Raw genomic sequence first — 18,041 nt, forward strand, 5'->3', positions numbered from 1 at the left:
GACAACCATGACAACCACATCAATACATCACGCCGAAGCCGCCAAGCAGCTTGAGCAAGACTGGCAAGAAAACCCACGCTGGAAAGGCGTGGAACGCACCTACTCCGCACTGGATGTGATTCGTTTGCGCGGTAGTGTACAACCGGAATGCACCTACGCCCGAAATGGCGCGGCGAAACTTTGGCGCTTAGTTAACGGCGCCGCACAAGAGAAATTTGGCAAAGACTACGTCAATGCTCTTGGGGCGCTTACAGGCGGCCAAGCCGTGCAGCAGGTAAAAGCAGGCTTGCAAGCTATCTACCTGTCTGGCTGGCAAGTTGCTGCGGACAACAATAGCTCATTAAGCATGTACCCTGATCAGTCGCTCTACCCAGTTGACTCGGTACCCACTGTGGTTGAGCGTATTAATAACAGCTTCGCGCGAGCCGACCAAATTCAGTGGTCAAAAGGCATTGGCCCAGAGCAAGAAGGTTATATTGATTACTTCGCGCCTATCGTGGCCGACGCAGAGGCTGGGTTTGGCGGCGTTCTCAATGCTTACGAATTAATGCAGGCCATGATCAAAGCGGGCGCCGCGGGCGTTCATTTTGAAGATCAGTTGGCTTCGGTTAAAAAGTGCGGGCACATGGGCGGTAAAGTTTTGGTGCCAACCCAAGAAGCTGTGCAGAAATTAATTGCGGCGCGTTTAGCTGCTGATGTGGCCGGCGTACCGGCGCTTATCTTAGCGCGCACCGATGCCAATGCGGCTGATTTATTGACGTCAGATGTTGACGCAAATGACCTACCGTTTTGCACCGGCGAGCGCACTGCCGAAGGCTTTTACCGCGTCAACGCGGGCATTGATCAGGCTATCTCACGTGGCTTAGCGTACGCACCCTACGCGGATTTGTTGTGGTGCGAAACCGCCAAGCCGGATTTAGACGAAGCACGCAAATTTGCCGAAGCGATTCATGCCAAATACCCAGGTAAACTGCTGGCCTATAACTGCTCGCCAAGTTTCAACTGGAAGCGCAATCTTGACGACACCACCATTGCGAAATTCCAACGTGAGCTCGCAGCTATGGGCTACAAGTTCCAGTTCATCACCTTAGCGGGTGTGCACAACATGTGGTACCACATGTTTGAGTTAGCCCATGACTATGCACGCAATGACATGTCCGCTTATGTGAAACTGCAGCAACAAGAATTTGCGGCGGCCGAAAAAGGCTATACCTTCGTGGCGCACCAACAAGAAGTCGGCACCGGTTATTTTGATGAAGTGACGAATGTGATTCAAGGCGGAAAGTCGTCTGTCACGGCGTTAACGGGCTCCACAGAAGAGGAACAGTTCAAAAAACCGGCGTAATTATTGATTTACAAATACCCCCTAATAATTACCTCTGAAAATTCTTTGTATAAGCCGCTGAACACAGGTGTTTGGCGGCTTTTTTGTGGTAGTATTCGCCCGCCTGAGCAGCTCACCCCAAAAATCACGCTGTTCAACCCTTACGGCCTCCCATGTTGAAGGAATAACGACTCATGTGGAAACTACTGTTGTTGCTATTGGGCGCAAGCCTCTTTTCCCCTGCTGCCTTCGCTGCCGCTGGTCAACTTGACTTGACGACGGCTAATGTTGGCATCGCCGCGATTGTCATTTTCACCGTAGCTTACTTACTGGTTATGGGTGAAGAACGTTTGCACATGCGCAAGTCTAAGCCGGTGTTGGTTGCAGCTGGCTTAATCTGGATGATGATCGGTTTTGTGTACATGCAAAACGACATGCCAGGCGTTGCTGAAGTTGCGTTCCGTCATAACCTGCTTGAGTTTGCCGAGTTGATGTTGTTCCTGCTGGTGGCGATGACCTACATCAATGCCATGGAAGAACGCCGTTTATTTGATGGCTTGCGCGCATGGATGATCAAGAAAGGCTTTACCTATAAACAACTGTTCTGGCTGACTGGTTTTCTTGCATTCTTTATCTCGCCAATAGCTGACAACTTAACAACCGCCCTTTTGATGTGTGCCGTGGTGATGAAAGTTGCTGACGGCGATAAAAAGTTTATTAGCATTTCATGCGTGAGCATTGTTATTGCGGCGAACGCTGGTGGCGCCTTTAGCCCCTTCGGCGACATTACCACGCTGATGGTTTGGCAAGCCGGCATGGTGGAATTCCAAGAATTCTTTGTGTTATTTATCCCGTCACTGCTGAACTACTTGGTGCCAGCGGTGATCATGAGCTTCTTTATCGAAGACCGTAAGCCGTCATCCATCTACGAAGAAGTTGAACTCAAGCGTGGTGCACTGCGAATCACCAGCTTGTTCTTACTCACCATAGCAACCGCGGTGGCGTGCCACATGTGGCTGCACCTGCCGCCAGTACTCGGCATGATGATGGGGCTAGGTTACCTGCAATTCTTCGGGTACTTCTTGCGTATGACGCTGCCAGGCTCACTGGCACGTAAGCGCGCCATGGCTGAGCGTGCGGGCGACATGGCCCGGCTTGAGCGCCTTGGTAGTGTGGTACCCTTTGACGTATTTAACCGGGTGCAACGCGCGGAGTGGGATACCCTGTTATTCTTCTACGGCATTGTTATTTGTGTTGGCGGGCTTGGCTTTATGGGCTACCTGTCACTGCTATCAAACACGCTGTACTTGGGCTGGAACCCAACTTTTGCCAACGTTGCGTTGGGCATCATGTCGGCGATTATTGATAACATTCCGGTCATGTTCGCGGTGCTTTCCATGCAGCCAGAAATGTCTCACGGCCAATGGTTATTAATTACGTTAACCGCTGGTACCGGTGGTAGTTTGTTGTCGATTGGTTCCGCCGCAGGTGTGGCGCTGATGGGTCAAGCACGTGGTTATTACACCTTCGCCAGCCACCTAAAATGGACCCCGGTTATCGCTCTTGGTTACATCGTTAGTATCCTGGCCCACATGTGGCTGAACGAGAACTTATTTACCGTCTTTAACCACTAACCTTCATTCAGAGGCGGTGCGTACACAACGCATAAAGCGCACCGCTTCTGGATACGGGAATACGTCAGTAATCACGCCTTGGCGCAAATGCTCTTGCTGCTGCTGCCAAAACTTCGCGTCAATAAGCTCCGGATGAAACTTCAACAGTAAGTCACGCAGTTCAGGTTGTGGCACCGCAAAGGTTGCCAGCTGTTCGGGGAACACATCATTTGGCGCAACCGTGTACCACGGCTCAGGGGCAATCATTTGTTCGTAGGTTTCAGCCTTGGGCAATGTACGAAAGTTCATTTCGGTTAAGTACTGAACTTCATCGTAATCATAAAACACCACGCGTTTGTGACGCGTTAATCCAAAGTTTTTCAATAGCATGTCGCCGGGAAAAATATTAGCCGCCATCATGTCTTTTATGGCTTGGCCGTAGTCTTTCATGACTTTTTCAATTTCCGCGGGCGTGCCGTATTCAAGGAAGATATTCAGTGGCACCATGCGGCGCTCTACGAACAGCTGGCTAATAATCAGCTGGCCGTTTTCAATTTTTAAACTTCCCGCCACGGTGGTTTGTAATTCTTCAAGTAAATCCGGTGCAATGCGGTCAAGCGGAATCGCCACATTCGCAAATTCATAGGTATCCGCCATACGGCCTGCACGGTCGTGACGTTTAACCATACGGTAGCGATCAATAACCGTTTGTCGACTCATCTGCTTGCCGCCGCCAAACTCATCTTTAATAACCTTAAAAACATACGGATACGAAGGCAGCGTGAATACGGTCATCACCATGCCTTTTATGCCTGCTGCGGCCACCAGCTGATCATCACTGGCTTCTAAATGATGCAGAAAGTCACGATAGAACTCGGTTTTACTCTGTTTGTGTAAGCCAATGGCAGAATACAGTTCCGCCAGAGTTTTCTTCGGCATTAAGTCTTTTAAAAACCGCACCAATGCAGATGGCGCACGGGTGTGCACCATAAAGTACGAGCGCGCAAAACCAAAGATGATGGCCATTTCATCGGTGTTGGTAATCAGGGCGTCTAAATACAACTTACCTTGCGGCGTTCGAAGTACCGGCACAATAAACGGAAAAATGCGATTCGCACTGACAATACGCCCGACTACGTAAGCCGCTTTATTACGAAAAAATGGTTCTTTGAGCACATCAATGCGTAGTTGGTAGGCCGACAGCTTGCCCGCTTCGGTTTGATCGCGAAATGCTTTGCGCAACAGGCGGATGTCTTCAGAAAGGTCATCGTAATCCGCACCGAAATCAACGTCGCCCATGATTCTGGCCAAGGTGCGACGCATACCCTGCACCACTGGGAAATAGGAGCGGAATTCGGTTTCCAGCGCCAGCGGAATGCTATTACTTAATGTGGTTTCAACGAATATGTAGGCGTTATTAAAGTAACGCCGGTGAAACAGGTTACAAAATACCGAGTTATAGAAGGTTTCTGCCAATTCCGCTTGTGGATGGAACTGCAAAAACTCTTGGTAGAGCTGTCGCGTGGCTAGCCACGCCTGTTCGTCGAGTTTATCGTCGGTTAACTTTCGCAGTGCCGTGGTGGTTTCGTGCACGCGTTGATCATAGAAGCTAATCCGCACTGTTGCTGCATACTGCCCTGCGTGCCAATCGCCTTCGGCAAAACGCTGCTTCGCATTACGCGTCACCTCTTGGAAAACCGCATAGTGCTTATGAAAACCCTGCAGTATTTTGCGCGCAAATAGCCCGGCTAGCTCGTCGTTGCTCATGGTATCGTGCGCGCTACTGATAGGCCGCAGTGTCGGTAATGAGCTGGCGGAACCAACGATGCCCCGCGTCGTGTTGCAATAACGGGCTCCAGATCATGGTTAGCTCTAGCGCCGGAATGGCAAACGGCGGCTTGATCATGACCAATTCATCGTCTTCTTTATAGAGTGTTGCCGCTTGCGTTGGCAAGGTAGCTATTAACCCCTGTCGCGCTAAGTGCATCGCCACATGGTAGTTACGGGTAAATACGCGAATTTCCCGCTTATGCCCCAACTTACCCAGAGCTTCATCAACCCAACCCAGCTTTTGTACATCGTGCGGATCCATCCCCACACCAACGCCAAAGCCGGTTTTACTTACCCATACATGCTCGCCCTTTAAATAGCTTTCTAACGTAGGGCTGGCAACCAACGGATGGTCTTTACGCACTAAACAACTGAAGTCATCTTCCCACAGATTTTTTTGGTGAAACGACTGCGGGAGCTTTTCGAAGCGGTTTATCGCAAGGTCAACTTTGCCGTTTTCAACGTCATGAAAACTAATGTCGCTGGGGGTCATGATATCCAGTGCCACATGCGGGGCCTGCTGCTTTAACTTTTCCAGCAAGCGCGGCATCAGGGTGGAAGCAGCGTAGTCTGACGCCATAATGCGAAATACCCGGTCACTGGTGGCCGCATCGAAATCACGTGCTGGCTGCACCATTTCTTCCACAGAATAGAGAATTTGGCGTACCGGTTCTTGCATGCGCAGCGCTGTTTCAGTGGGCAGCATGCCCTCGCTGGTGCGCACCAAAATAGGGTCATTAAGTAGTGTGCGTAGGCGTTTCAAGCCATTACTCATGGCGGGTTGCGTGATATTTAGCTGCGCGGCGGCTTTGGTGACATTGCGCTCGCGTAGCAGCACATCAAGATAGACCAGTAAGTTAAGATCAATGTCTTTAATGTTATTCATAAAAAAAATAAATCCCGCTATAAGAATATAGCGGGATTATAGACATAATTTTTCTGAGATACATCACTTGCGTGATGCGACTATGGTCTATTCCCAGAAAAACGCTTTACGTGGTTCAGCTTTTGGCACCAACTGGTTCATGGTTTCGGCATCAAATAAACGGCCGTTTACCATGGTGTGGGTAACACGATCAGTCACTGAAATATCTGCCAACGGATTACCGTCAATCACGATAATGTCGGCAAGCTTCCCTTCTTTCAGCGAGCCAATGTATTTATCCATACCGAACTCTTTGGCTGGGTTAATGGTTGATGTTGCCAATGCTTGCAGTGGCGTCATGCCGCCTTGCGCCATCATCCAAATTTCCCAATGTTGCGCCAGGCCTTCACGTTGACCGTGCGCGCCAGCAACCACATCCACGCCAAGGTCTTGCAACTGCTTGGCAACGTCAGCGTTATTAAAGTGGTTGTAGTGATTGTGTGGCGCTTTTTCACGGCGCACAGAATTCACCAAAGCGTCCTGCGGTACAAACTTAGACAGTTTTGGATGCGCCCATACATCGGTTTCAGCATACCAATAGTTCTCACCCCAAATGCCGCCATAGGCAACGCCAAGCGTCGGCGTGTAATTGACGTCAGTTTGGCTCCAGAACTGCTCAATATCGTCATAGATTTTGGCAACTGGAATCGAATGCTCAACCGTGGTGTGGCCATCAGCAATCATGCTTAAGTTATGTTGCAGCAATGAACCGCCTTCTGGCACAACCATCATGCCCAATTCACGACCAGCCTGAATAATTTGCTGACGTTGATTACGGCGTGGTTGGTTGTAGCTTTTCACTGAAAACGCGCCAACTTTTTGCAAACGCTCAAGGTGGAACTTGGCGTCTTCCAAATCATCAACATGCGCGGTGTAGCCCGGACCATTGGCACCGTACAAAATTGTACCGGTGGAGAAGGTGCGCGGCGCAGCAATCAAGCCGGCTTTTTGTAGCTCACTGGCTGCAAAAATTTCAGTGGTGTCATTTGACGGGTCATGAATTGACGTAACACCGAACGCTAAGGTGGCGTAAGTTTTCCAGTTTTGCTCTGGAATAATCTCGTTGTCACCCTGCGGACCATGCGCATGACCATCGAACAAGCCTGGCATGACCGTTTTACCGGTGGTATCGATAACCGTTGCGCCGCTCGGTACGTTCACATCGTCAACGCTCCCTACAGCCACAATCTTGTTACCTTTAACCACAACAGCGCCACGCTCAATCACTTGGTCGCCTTCCATGGTAATGACTTGCCCGCCAACAAACGCGACCGTTTCGTCGTGAATGCCTGCATCGGCATCAAAGCTAATATCAAGACCATTCGCCACTTGTTCGAATTCTGAATCACCATCAATTCCGAACAGACCGTTCACAGACGCATGGTACAACTCAGGGCCAAGTGACCAATACAAAGCCTGACCATCGCCACTCCAGGAAATATTTTCACCGGCACGAACTGACAGTTGTTCCACTGGGAACTGCTTGTCCGTTGGGCTAATTTTAATTGGTGCACCACGCTCAACAAACGGCGTTACGAACACTTTAAACCGCTCAGCAAAGGCCAGGTGTTGGCCGTCTGGTGACACGCGGAATTCAGTTGCATGTTCAGCGCTATATAACGTGCGCGATTCTTTGGTGGTTAAATCCACGCTAATCAATGACGGTGAACCGTCAAACGCCATCAGATAAACACGATCGTTGCGCGCACCAAACTGCGGTGAGCCGCCATTTTCATTGATTAAACGTGGCTCTGCGTTTTTAGCCAAACTCAGGTGGTAAACACCCGGGTTTAAACCGTAGGTTTCGGCCGTGATATAACCACCGCGCAATTTACGATACACCACAGATTTGCCATCAGGGCTAAATACCGGCTCAACAAATTTGCCTTTGCCTGTTGGCAGTACTGTTTCTTTACCCGATTTCAAATCACGGACAATCAGTTGCCCTTGTTCTTGATCATCCCAGGTTGTGTAAATTAATTTGCTACCGTCACGTGAATAGCTCGGATACAGCTCCCAAGCGCCGTCACGGTTAGTTAAACGCTTCGGCTCGCCATTCGGCAGGCTACGCACATAGAGCTTGCCCAAGGCTTCAAATACAGCTTGTTTCGCGTTTGGCGCAACTTGCACCATGCGTAGCATTTTCACTTTGAACTTATCTTGATCAAGATTGGTTTCAAAATGCAGTGCATGTTGTACTTTTTTGGTGGTTTCAACGCTAAACGGAATCACCCGGGTGCTGCGGCTTTCCACATCAATTTGCATGATTTTACCGTCAGCCCAGAACACCATTTTTTTGCTATCCGGCGTCCAGTCCATGGTTGGATATACACCATGAATGGCCCATGTTTCTTGCATGTCGCGATCAAGCTGGCTATACAGCCGCGTTTTTTCGCCCGACTCTAAATTGTACAAATAAAGTACGCTATTAAAGTCTTCACGCTTGATGTACGCCAAATGCTTGCCATCCGGTGACGGTGTTGGACGAATTGCACCGCCCGCGCCACTTAAAATGACATCAATTTCGCCAGTCTCGCGATCAAAGCGTTTAATTTCATAAATGCCTTCAAGCGAATCTTTGCTGTAATGGAAAGTTTTGCCCGGGGTGTCATCTTGTGAGAAATAGATATAACGGCCATCAGGAGAAAATGCTGGCTCGCCTAAATCTTTCTGATCATTCGGGCGTTCAGTTAGCATCACGCCTGAACCGCCTGAGCGGTGATACATCCAAACTTCACCCGCACCCAGTGAACGACGCGCGGTAAAGTGCTTACGGGCCACGATAAATTCGCTATCCGGGCTCCACGCAGGGCTGTTTAACAAGCGGAAGGTTTCATCGGTTACTTGGCGCGGATTGCTGCCATCAGCATCCATGATCCAGATGTTATCGCCACCGTCAGCATCCGAGGTGTAGGCAATGTATTTGCCGTCTGGCGAGTACACAGGCTGCATATTCCATGCAATGCCACCGACCAGTAACTCAGCATCGCCGCCAGTTGATGAGATGCGATAAATGTCGCCCAGCATATCAAACACAATATGTTTGCCATCAGGGCTCATGTCGACATTCATCCACGTACCTTCAGATGTCTTTATTTGAATGTCTTTGAATTCACCTTGTGGATTATTAACATCCCAATCCGTTTCGGTTTGAGCCTGTGCAGAATGTGAAAATGAGAGTGCAACGCTGACCGCAACGGCCAGCGCAGATAATTTTTTCATGAGAAAACCTTTTATTTAATTATTTTTTAGCGATGACCCACACAGCGTGCACAATGCCTGGAATATAGCCCAACAAAGTCAGCAGGATATTAATCCAGAAGTGCTTACCAATACCTACTTGCAAGAACACACCAAGGGGTGGCAATAAAATGGCAATGATAATTCGAATAAAATCGCTCATGGGTCATCTCCTAATACATTAGTATTTCGCGGCTTCGTCCTTAGCAGGAATAGTCGCTTTGATGAATTCGCGCAAGTCATCATTTGAAAGTTTCAAATCTTCTGCACGCAAATACATCATGTGACCGCTGCGATAGCCTTTAAAACCAATACGATCAGCCATTTTGCCGCTTGGGTCGATGTGCCACATATTATATTTGGCATCAAAGTAATTGGTTGCGCCGTCGTAGTAGCCCGACTGAATCAGCACGTTCAAGTATGGGTTTTGTGCCATCGCTTGACGTAGGTTTTCGCCGGTATTGTTGTTGCTGCGATCCCACGGGTGCACCGGACCAAACATGTTGTATTTCACGTCGGTTTTAAAATTCAACTCTTCACGCAGGTAATAGTTAATCGCCGGCGTAAACGAATGCAACCACGAGGTTAACTCAGAGTTGTAATCTGGGCGTGAACCCACATCGTCTTTATCGATACCTAAATAACGCGAATCGAGGCGGCCGATGGTTTGGCTGCGATCACGCAATAATTCTTTCCAGAAAAATGAGGTGCTGATATCCAAGTTGGCACGCATCACGGTTTGCTTATCCAAACCTGAGTATTTTGCAACTTGCTCAGCAACTTCTTCTTTTTCAGCTGCAGGCAGTAACGCGCCTTTAGCCAACGCTGGCAAGTACACATTTAACGTGTACTGCTCAACTTCAGGAAGTAATTCAAGTAAGTCTTTTTGCAGCAAGTCGCTGTTTAGCGCATTGTGGTACCAAGCTGCAGCAGCAAAGTAAGGCAAGCGGTTCGCCGCTTTTACGGGGCCATTACGCTCAATGCCGATATCTGTTGGTGACACTAAGACAACGCCGTTAAGGTACATCCACTGACGGTTTTGCAGCTCAAGTGCCAGGCCAGAAACCCGCGTAGTACCGTAGCTTTCACCAATCAGGTACTTCGGCGAGCGCCAGCGCTCATGACGCGTTACAAAGGTGTTTACCCAGTCAGCCAGGTATTTCACATCGGCATTCACGCCAAAGAACATTTTCTGCAGTTCGTCACGTGAGTACTCGGTGCCGTCTTTCTTTGGCAACGGACGCGAGTAGCCGGTGTTAACTGGGTTTACAAACACGATATCCGCAACATCAAGTACTGAGTGTGGGTTATCTTTTACGCCGTATGGCATAAGCGGGAAACCTTCATCATCAACGCGCAATGACTTAGGGCCCGTGTAAGCAATGTGCATCCATACAGACGCTGAACCTGGTCCGCCGTTAAATGAAATCAGCAGCGGCCGATCTTCGCGGTTTTTAACGTCTTGACGCTCATAGTAGGTAAAGAATAATGCGGCTGTCGCTTCGCCGTTTTCGTTGAACACCGGTTGTGTTCCGGTGGTGGCGGTGTATTTGAATCGTTGCCCGTTGATGTTGGTGCTGTGCTCAGTCACCACAACATCATCGGCCTTCATTTTTGCTTCAGGTAATTCAAATTCAGTTGCGGTAGCAACCAAGCTTGAACTCATCATCGCAGCTAAAATTAGATGCTTCATGCCCTTCATCATTACTTCCTCTCGTTTTTATCGTGCTTCCATTTAATGCAATACGGGTGCAAAGCTCAAGGTCAGTGAGCCAAACGCACCGATTTTCAAGATGGTCACGACGGTGATATTCGTTACGACATCAGTACGACATCGATATGACATCAGTAACCCGTCAAAAGGTAATACAAATAGCCCAAGGCAAAGCCTGCAAGATATACTAAACCTACCCACGCATAGATATTTAGAAGCCGCGACATGGGCCGGCGTTTTGCCAATTGAAAGTTCAACCACGCAAAAAATGGCGTGGTTAAAAAGGCCAAGGTCATGGCGAATGTCAGCATCGGCCCCAGCGCACTTTTGAAATACATAATCACCAACATGCCCGCAATAGACTGCCCGATTATCCAAATATTGAGCGGAAAAGGTCGGTTGGGCTTGCGGGTGGTGGATTTGGGTAGCAGCAAGCGCTGACTCTCGCGCAAGGTTCGTGCGTAGCCATCGAGCACCGCCAAGGTTGTACCAAACATACAGAGAAAGGCTATCGCACCCACTAAATATTCCGACCACTGGCCTATTGTACTGCCGTACATGCTGACAAATTGGCTGGCGAATTGGCTACCAGCCATGGCAATGGGTTGGTCACTGCCAAATTGCACCAAGGCACCCAGTGCTAAGAACAACAATGCCAATGCGGCAGTAACCCAATAGCCCAAATTGAAATCAAACAAACCATGGGCCAGCGTTACTTGGGTGAGCTTTTGTTTACTGCGCAGCCACAGTGAACTAATGGCAGAGAGCTCAATGGGTACGGGCATCCAGCCCACCATGGCGACTAGAAACGCCAATGCGGACAACTTCCATGGCGAAGGCGCAACAAAGTCTGCGGGCGGCGGCACCGCGTTCCACCATGCAATGCCGACAGCAATAACCGTGGCGATACTTAAACTTGCCATGATCCACTTCGACAGTTTATCCAAGGTGCGATATTGCCCGCCCATTAGAATCAACCAGCAGTTCACTAGAATTAACCAGCTCAGCACGGTGGTCGATAATTGCGGAATAAATAGCTGCAATAGACTTGCCGTTAGCAGCAGCACACCGGCGGTATTAACCACCGCGGCAACCAGGTTAAGTGCAGTAAATGCCCACAGGTAAAAGCGCCCTTTGCGATGGTACCCAGCAATTAAGCTCTCGTTGTGCTGCAAGGTGTACGAAACCGCAAAGCGGAAAAATGGGTATTTGAGTACGTTAACCAGCAAAATGACCCACCACAGCTGCCAGCCGAATAGCGCGCCGGCTTGTGTGGAAGCAACTAAATGGGACGCGCCAACGGCCGCTGCCGCTAAGATTACGCCAGGGCCAATAGCACTTAACCGGGAAGATTGTGTGATATGTGTCATGCTTTTGTTCTTATAGTTTTTGATATGACGAGCTACAGCATAGCGCCAATTTCGCGGAAGCCAAAATTATGTTTATACTGGCTTAATCGCCGTTGTGACATAAGGACACAGACATGAGTGGCACTGAGCGCCAGCTAATCGTTAATGGCCAACAGGTACAATGGGAAAATTTGCTCAAGTCGGGCGACCGAATATTTATTGGCACACACGCCGCGGTGCCCCACGCCCTGCTGCACGACCTGACTGACCATTGTCAGCACTTTCATGATATTGAAATCATTCAAATTTACGCACTGGGTGACAACCACTGGGTGAACCCCGAGTACAGCCAAAACTTTAAGGTAAATTCCCTGTTTATCGGCGGCGAAAAAGTGCGAAAAGCCGTCGCGGAAGGCCGTGCCGATTATACGCCAGCCTTTATGTCTGATATTCCCTCGTTATTTAGTGAAGATATTCTCCCCTTAGACGCGGCGCTTATTATGGTCAGCCCTGCCGATCAGTACGGCTACCATTCGCTGGGCGTGTCGGTGGATATCGTTTCGTCAGCGCTGCGCTCCGCAAAAAAAGTTATCGCGCAAGTGAACCCAAAAATGCCGGTAACCTTCGGCCAAGCTTTTATTCATAAAGGCCAAATTGATGCGTTTTTTGAGGCCGAGCAAGAGCTGCCCGAAATTTCAGCGCCGGAACTTGACGCTGTAACCGAGCGCATCGGCCAGTACGTTTCATTGCTGGTGGAAGATGGTGCCACCATCCAAATTGGCTTTGGTAAAATCTGTGACGCGGTTCTGCGGTATTTAAGTAACCACAAAGACTTGGGCCTGCACAGCGAGCTCATTACCGACGGCATTATGGAACTGATGCTGAGTGGCGTGATTAATAACCGTAAAAAAACCTATCACCAGCATAAAGCCGTGACCAGCTTTTGCATCGGCACCAAGAAGCTCTATGACTTTGTGAACAATAACCCGCACATTGGCTTCTACCCTTCGGAGTATGTGAACTCGCCGGCGAACATTGCCCGCAATGAAAAGATGGTTTCGATAAACAGCGCCATTGAGGTCGACTTAACCGGGCAAGTGGTTTCCGATTCCATTGGGCACCACTTATATAGCGGTATTGGTGGGCATGTTGATTTTACCCGCGGCGCCAGCATGAGCCCGGGCGGTAAACCTGTCATTGCGCTGCCTTCTACCGCGAAAGACGGCACCGTATCGCGTATTGTGCCGTTTATTACCGAAGGCGCCGGAGTGGCCACATCACGCGCCCATGTGTATTACGTGGTGACTGAATTTGGCGTGGCGTCGCTACGCGGCAAGAGCATTCGCGAGCGCGCCCTTGAGCTCATTCGTGTTGCCCACCCCAAATTCCGTCAGCAATTGCTCGAAGAAGTGCGTAAACACTACTACGTGCCCCACTACCAAGTTTTGCACTCCGTTGAAGTCCCCGAACTTGGCCCGGTTGGGTTTAAAGAAATTGTGATTAATGGCGAGTTTTTTGACTTGCGCCCACTCAACCCAAGTGACGAGCGGCGCCTGCAAGAGTTTTTCTACTCGCACACCAAAGAAACACTGCAAATGCGCTACAACACAGTGCCAACGCAAATGAGCCGTGAGAAATCGTGCACCTTGGTGAGTGTTGACCAGTCACGCGACTTGGCGCTGTGTATTGTGCGGCAAAAGGGCTCGATGGCACAGATTCAAGCCGTTGGTCGCTATTACCTGCTACACGACGAAAAAAGCTGTGAAGTTGCCTTCGTTACGCGCGAAACTCAGCATGGTAAAGGTATGGCAACCCGCTTATTGGAAGAAATGAAGCGTATTGCGCGTGAGCGCGGCCTTGAACGCATGATGGCTTATGTGCGTTCTGAAAATGGCAAAATGCTGGCGGTGTTTGAGCGTGCGGGGTTTGTTCGTAAACCTTCAGAAGAACCGGGTGAGGTGTATTTACAACTCAATTTAAATGACGTTTCTAAAGACAGCGAGTGAAGTATGTCGATAACCGTATTTAGTCACCAATATTGCAGTTTGCATCGCGTTTCAGAAGTACACCCAGAAGAGCCGGCACGTATTGCAGCCATTAATGATCAGATTATTCGCTCTGGCATGGAGTTTGCGCTGACCCAAAAAGATGCCGAGCCAGCCGACCGTGAAGACTTACTCCGCGTGCACGCCGCCAATTACGTAGACGACGTGTTTGATCGCGCACCAACCGAACCCGATCAGCACATTTGGCTAGACCCCGACACCATGATGACAGCTGGCACACTGCGCGCTGCGTTGTACGCTGCTGGCAGCGGCATCTGCGCGGTCGACGAAGTGTTTACCGCCGAAAACCGCCGCGCGTTTTGCTCAGTTCGCCCACCCGGCCATCACGCCACGTGGGATGCCGCGATGGGGTTTTGCATTTTCAATAACGTTGCGGTGGCCACGGCATACGCCATGCATAAATATGGCCTTGAGCGCGTGGCGATTGTGGATTTCGATGTGCACCACGGCAACGGCACCGAAGACATCTTTTTAAACGACGAGCGCGTGCTGTTTTGCAGCTCGTTTCAACACCCTTTGTACCCGAACTCGGGTACGGAAACGATTAGCCATGAAGTGATCAATATTCCATTGCCCGCAGGCTGCGATGGCCCCACCTGGCAAGCCGCTGTGCGCGAACGCTGGTTCCCCGCCATTGATGCCTTTGAACCGCAACTGATTATGGTTTCAGCGGGCTTTGACGGGCATATGGAAGACGACATGGCGCAATTCAATTTAACCGAAACCGACTACCATTGGATAGCGCAGGAACTGAAAGCGCTTGCTGAACGCTATTGCGAAGGGCGTATTGTTGCGATGCTTGAAGGTGGCTATGACCATAGCTCGCTGGGGCGAAGTGTTGTGGCTTTTTTGAAGGGGATGCAGTAGTAGCGTCAGCTACTTAGTCGCATGATTCGCAATAATACTGACGGGGTTTTTAGCCTATTCCTACATAGCAATAGACATCGTCATTCGATATTTCTGTGAACGTATGTGATTCAATGTCGACAGTGAATACTTGTGTCGCCTTCACCCATAGCTTGTTGTCTTGAGCTTTCTCAGAGGTGGAACGAATTAATGCAACAGAGTTGTCGTTAGATGGCATCAAGCCTGGCGTGGTCGCTTGCATCTGTTTAAACGACGAATAATTTTCCGTGCAGTTCGATACGGTTGCCTGCCCCTTTGGGTTCTCGAGAACGTCGACTATTTCCCATCGTTTAGAGCCCTGCGTATTTTTCGACAACACAATAACGCTTTCTTGGTTACTGAGATCTTTAACGTTGCTAACCGAATACTTGCAACCTGAAAGACAACTTCCAGATAACTGCTTAAACTCGGGTAAATCTTTCTGAAAGTCCTGATAACGCTGGCCAATTAGGTCCTTTGCTCCAGCAGAGCTGGTTAAACTGACTAGATAGAGTAACGCTACAATCCATTTGGTTTTCATGTCATTTCCTTATTTAATGCTGGTCCACGACTTACGGTACTGAACAGTCTCTTATAAGACAGAACTACTATTCTGGAGAAATAATTCCGAACAAGGCTGCTTTGTGCCAATAGCAGGCGTTAACGCACCACTAATCTGCGCCTCTTGCGGCGTCTGTGTTTAGTGGCTTGTTAGATTGGGCTTGTGATTTCACTGAACATTTTAGAAATGACTCACCGACAGCATCAACGTAATGCTTAATCAGCATCAGAAACAATGTTGAATTAGTGTAATCAAGCTCATTATCTTCGTGGATATGTGCTGTTAAAAATACCGATGTAATTTGCGCTAAGGTTATTGCTGTCATGTGCGCAGGCTCAGCCATGCCAGAATTCGATTGACCAACTAATAACATATCTTGTTTTGCTTCAGACATCGCAAACAATGACAACATTTCGCTGTAGTCTGCGTGCACATTTCTGCTTGCTAATTTATAGTTGTGAGACCATCCCCCTAACCCTACATCTTCGCGTAACTTTTCAAGCTTTGAAAATCCTGCGTATTTTCTAGCCCAATGAAAATGGCTTTCTCCATCTGATATTTTTTCCTTCAAAGCTATAGCAGCCGATATTTCATTTTCATCATATGGTTGAAGGTTCATCTCTTTTGCTGTCTTTTGGTACTCTTCCATCCCTTCAACAGCCTTAACCCGCCCATGACGAATGTAATCTTTAGCGGCATCGGATCCATACTTGTTAATAACTAAACAAGTAACTGAAATCTCGAATAGAGAGCGCCATCTCGCAATGGCACCATCAGGATACCCTCCTTTTAGGAGTAGAATTATTTCTCCTGTAATACGGCAAGCGTTGGCATGCTGGCGCATTAAAACGCCAAGCATTGGATCGGTTTCATATTTGGGAATAGACAAAAAATGTTTTTGAAACTCCATGCCAGCTTCAATTGAAATTTGGCGAAGCATCTCTAATTTTTGAAAACCATCTTTCCACCTCAGATAGTTCCTTTTATTGAATTCTTCAGAAGTTAAATTTAGCTCTTTTACACTTGCCTCATCAGAAGCAGTCATCAGCTCATAAAGATGTAAAGAACACCTTTCTAAGACTTCTGAAAACTCATACGGCTCAGTGCAGTCATCCAACCGCTTGTTAACATGTTTTAGAATTTCTTCGAACATCCGATTATCCTAAGAGCAATCTAACGCAAAGCTCAGGAACGGCTCGCGAAGCGAGCTGTCCCCTGCAGCGTCTTGTTAGCTGAAAGCAGATCATCAAAAATTTTAGATCTTACAAATCGCTCAAACGTATACTCATGGTAATCTACATTTTTTGCCAACCCTTCATATCTGTGCTTGAGATCCTTAGCTCTACTCTTATTGATAACAATTATCTTCCCGTCTTCAGAAAAACATCGCCTTATTAGCGCGCGGATATGAACGTCGGCTTCAGGAAAGGAATATCCAATAAAAACAAGTTGCTTAGCATTACCTACAAGATAGGAGGCTTCATCATATAGCTTGCTGAAGATGAAATTATGGTTGTTCTTAATATGCGTTGGCATTTGAAGTAGAGATGAAAGCCGATTACTGTCAAAAGGACACTCTGTCACCTGCGTGTCCATAAACGACTTAAATGAGTCGAGCTTGAGATTGAACTCGTGCTGCCAAGGCGTGAGAGCTATCTGCCCACAGCATGAGCAGTATTTCCAGTTTAGGCTACCGTGCAATTTGATTAGTTTAATTCTCGTGACTTTATCGTATCCGAACTCTCCGGTAGGCTTTTTCGGGTCAATCCACCAATCAAATGGAATCCTGGCCTCTGGGTGCCTGAAGTTTATAAAGTCGAGACAGTAATCAATCAAACACTCTGGGTATATTGAATCAAAAGCTTCGTCTGCCAGAGTATCGTAGTTTGTTGTAATCACGCCGACCTCTGGGTCAACCTGATTAATTTTTCTCCAGAACTCCCCAAACAGCTCGCTTCTCTTCGTATTCTTACTTATTAGGTAGTGTACGACTTTGGTGAAGTCAGCCTTTATTTCTAGCAGCTCCTTGATTCCCCACTCTTTTGATAGAGAGAGCTCGTTCTTGATGAAGAACTCTATGAAGCCGAATACTTCCTCGAGTGAGGGGGCCTGTTGCCCCTGGGCGAAATGCTCAGTAAGAAATTTACGAAGGCGTTTTGCTGTATGAGAGTGCTTAAGCTGAGGGTCTGTGTCTCTAATTATCTGAGGCAGTATGTCCACTTGCAAGGGAACACCGTCAGCATAAGATGCACCAGCACCAAATATGAACACTGTTGAAGGTTTATCATTTTGAACTGGTAACACTTTCATTGTCTCGATCTATCCTCTCAACTAACACCTTAAATAAACGGAGTGCTTTAGCACGCCTAGCACCGCAGGTGCTCAGTTAATTGATTTGCTAGGTATTGTTACCAACGGCGTAAAATTGATCCACTGACAACGGTTTAAAAGTGATCCACCTGAGGCATCATAGCTGCACTTTTCAATAAGACAAGGCGGCCTAACATGCTAACTCAGGAGCAACTAGTGGACA

The 18,041-nt window shown here is 48.5% G+C and carries 13 protein-coding genes; 4 read left to right on the forward strand and 9 right to left on the reverse strand.

Annotated elements, in window-relative coordinates:
- Positions 1-7: 7 nt before the first annotated feature.
- Both aceA and nhaD read left to right on the forward strand, forming a co-directional pair.
- Positions 8-1,345, forward strand: a complete 1,338-nt coding sequence (aceA, locus tag EGC76_RS11445; protein WP_128353140.1) for an isocitrate lyase — start codon at positions 8-10, stop codon at positions 1,343-1,345.
- A 173-nt stretch (positions 1,346-1,518) separates the two neighbouring features.
- Complete coding sequence (nhaD, locus tag EGC76_RS11450) at positions 1,519-2,958, forward strand: sodium:proton antiporter NhaD (protein WP_128353141.1); 1,440 nt, start codon at positions 1,519-1,521, stop codon at positions 2,956-2,958.
- A 3-nt stretch (positions 2,959-2,961) separates the two neighbouring features.
- On the opposite strand, the gene aceK is transcribed toward nhaD, so the two are convergent.
- From aceK to EGC76_RS11480, 6 genes are all read right to left on the reverse strand, one after another.
- Positions 2,962-4,704 carry a bifunctional isocitrate dehydrogenase kinase/phosphatase gene (gene aceK, locus EGC76_RS11455; protein WP_128353142.1) on the reverse strand — a complete coding sequence of 581 codons (1,743 nt, stop codon included), beginning with the start codon at positions 4,702-4,704 and terminating at the stop codon, positions 2,962-2,964.
- A 13-nt stretch (positions 4,705-4,717) separates the two neighbouring features.
- Positions 4,718-5,653, reverse strand: a complete 936-nt coding sequence (locus tag EGC76_RS11460; protein ID WP_128353143.1) for a LysR family transcriptional regulator — start codon at positions 5,651-5,653, stop codon at positions 4,718-4,720.
- An 87-nt stretch (positions 5,654-5,740) separates the two neighbouring features.
- Entirely contained in the window at positions 5,741-8,914 is a 3,174-nt protein-coding gene (locus EGC76_RS11465) for an amidohydrolase family protein (RefSeq protein WP_128353144.1), read from the reverse strand.
- A gap of 19 nt (positions 8,915-8,933) precedes the next feature.
- Complete coding sequence (locus tag EGC76_RS11470) at positions 8,934-9,095, reverse strand: YqaE/Pmp3 family membrane protein (RefSeq protein ID WP_128353145.1); 162 nt, start codon at positions 9,093-9,095, stop codon at positions 8,934-8,936.
- A gap of 18 nt (positions 9,096-9,113) precedes the next feature.
- Entirely contained in the window at positions 9,114-10,625 is a 1,512-nt protein-coding gene (locus EGC76_RS11475; RefSeq protein ID WP_220445690.1) for a S10 family peptidase, read from the reverse strand.
- Between the two features lie 152 nt (positions 10,626-10,777).
- The gene (locus tag EGC76_RS11480) at positions 10,778-12,016 is read right to left on the reverse strand and encodes an NRAMP family divalent metal transporter (protein WP_128353146.1); all 1,239 of its coding nucleotides are present in this window, start codon (positions 12,014-12,016) and stop codon (positions 10,778-10,780) included.
- A 113-nt stretch (positions 12,017-12,129) separates the two neighbouring features.
- On the opposite strand from EGC76_RS11480, the gene EGC76_RS11485 reads away from it, so the two are divergent.
- Both EGC76_RS11485 and EGC76_RS11490 read left to right on the forward strand, forming a co-directional pair.
- Positions 12,130-14,001 (forward strand): GNAT family N-acetyltransferase, encoded by a 1,872-nt coding sequence (locus tag EGC76_RS11485; RefSeq protein WP_128353147.1) that lies wholly within the window; start codon positions 12,130-12,132, stop codon positions 13,999-14,001.
- A 3-nt stretch (positions 14,002-14,004) separates the two neighbouring features.
- A complete protein-coding gene (locus EGC76_RS11490) occupies positions 14,005-14,928 on the forward strand; it encodes a histone deacetylase family protein (protein ID WP_128353148.1) in 924 nt (307 codons plus the stop codon).
- 49 nt (positions 14,929-14,977) lie between these two features.
- On the opposite strand, the gene EGC76_RS11495 is transcribed toward EGC76_RS11490, so the two are convergent.
- The 3 genes from EGC76_RS11495 to EGC76_RS11505 form a co-directional block, all read right to left on the reverse strand.
- Positions 14,978-15,487 (reverse strand): hypothetical protein, encoded by a 510-nt coding sequence (locus EGC76_RS11495; RefSeq protein ID WP_128353149.1) that lies wholly within the window; start codon positions 15,485-15,487, stop codon positions 14,978-14,980.
- Between the two features lie 130 nt (positions 15,488-15,617).
- Positions 15,618-16,661: a DUF5677 domain-containing protein gene (locus EGC76_RS11500; protein WP_128353150.1), complete on the reverse strand. Its 1,044-nt coding sequence runs from the start codon at positions 16,659-16,661 to the stop codon at positions 15,618-15,620.
- A gap of 32 nt (positions 16,662-16,693) precedes the next feature.
- On the reverse strand, positions 16,694-17,818 hold the full coding sequence (locus EGC76_RS11505) for an SIR2 family protein (protein ID WP_128353151.1): 1,125 nt from the start codon (positions 17,816-17,818) through the stop codon (positions 16,694-16,696).
- Between the last annotated feature and the right edge of the window lie 223 nt (positions 17,819-18,041).

The organism is Pseudidiomarina gelatinasegens (assembly GCF_004025325.1).
Classification (GTDB): Bacteria; Pseudomonadota; Gammaproteobacteria; order Enterobacterales; family Alteromonadaceae; genus Pseudidiomarina; species Pseudidiomarina gelatinasegens.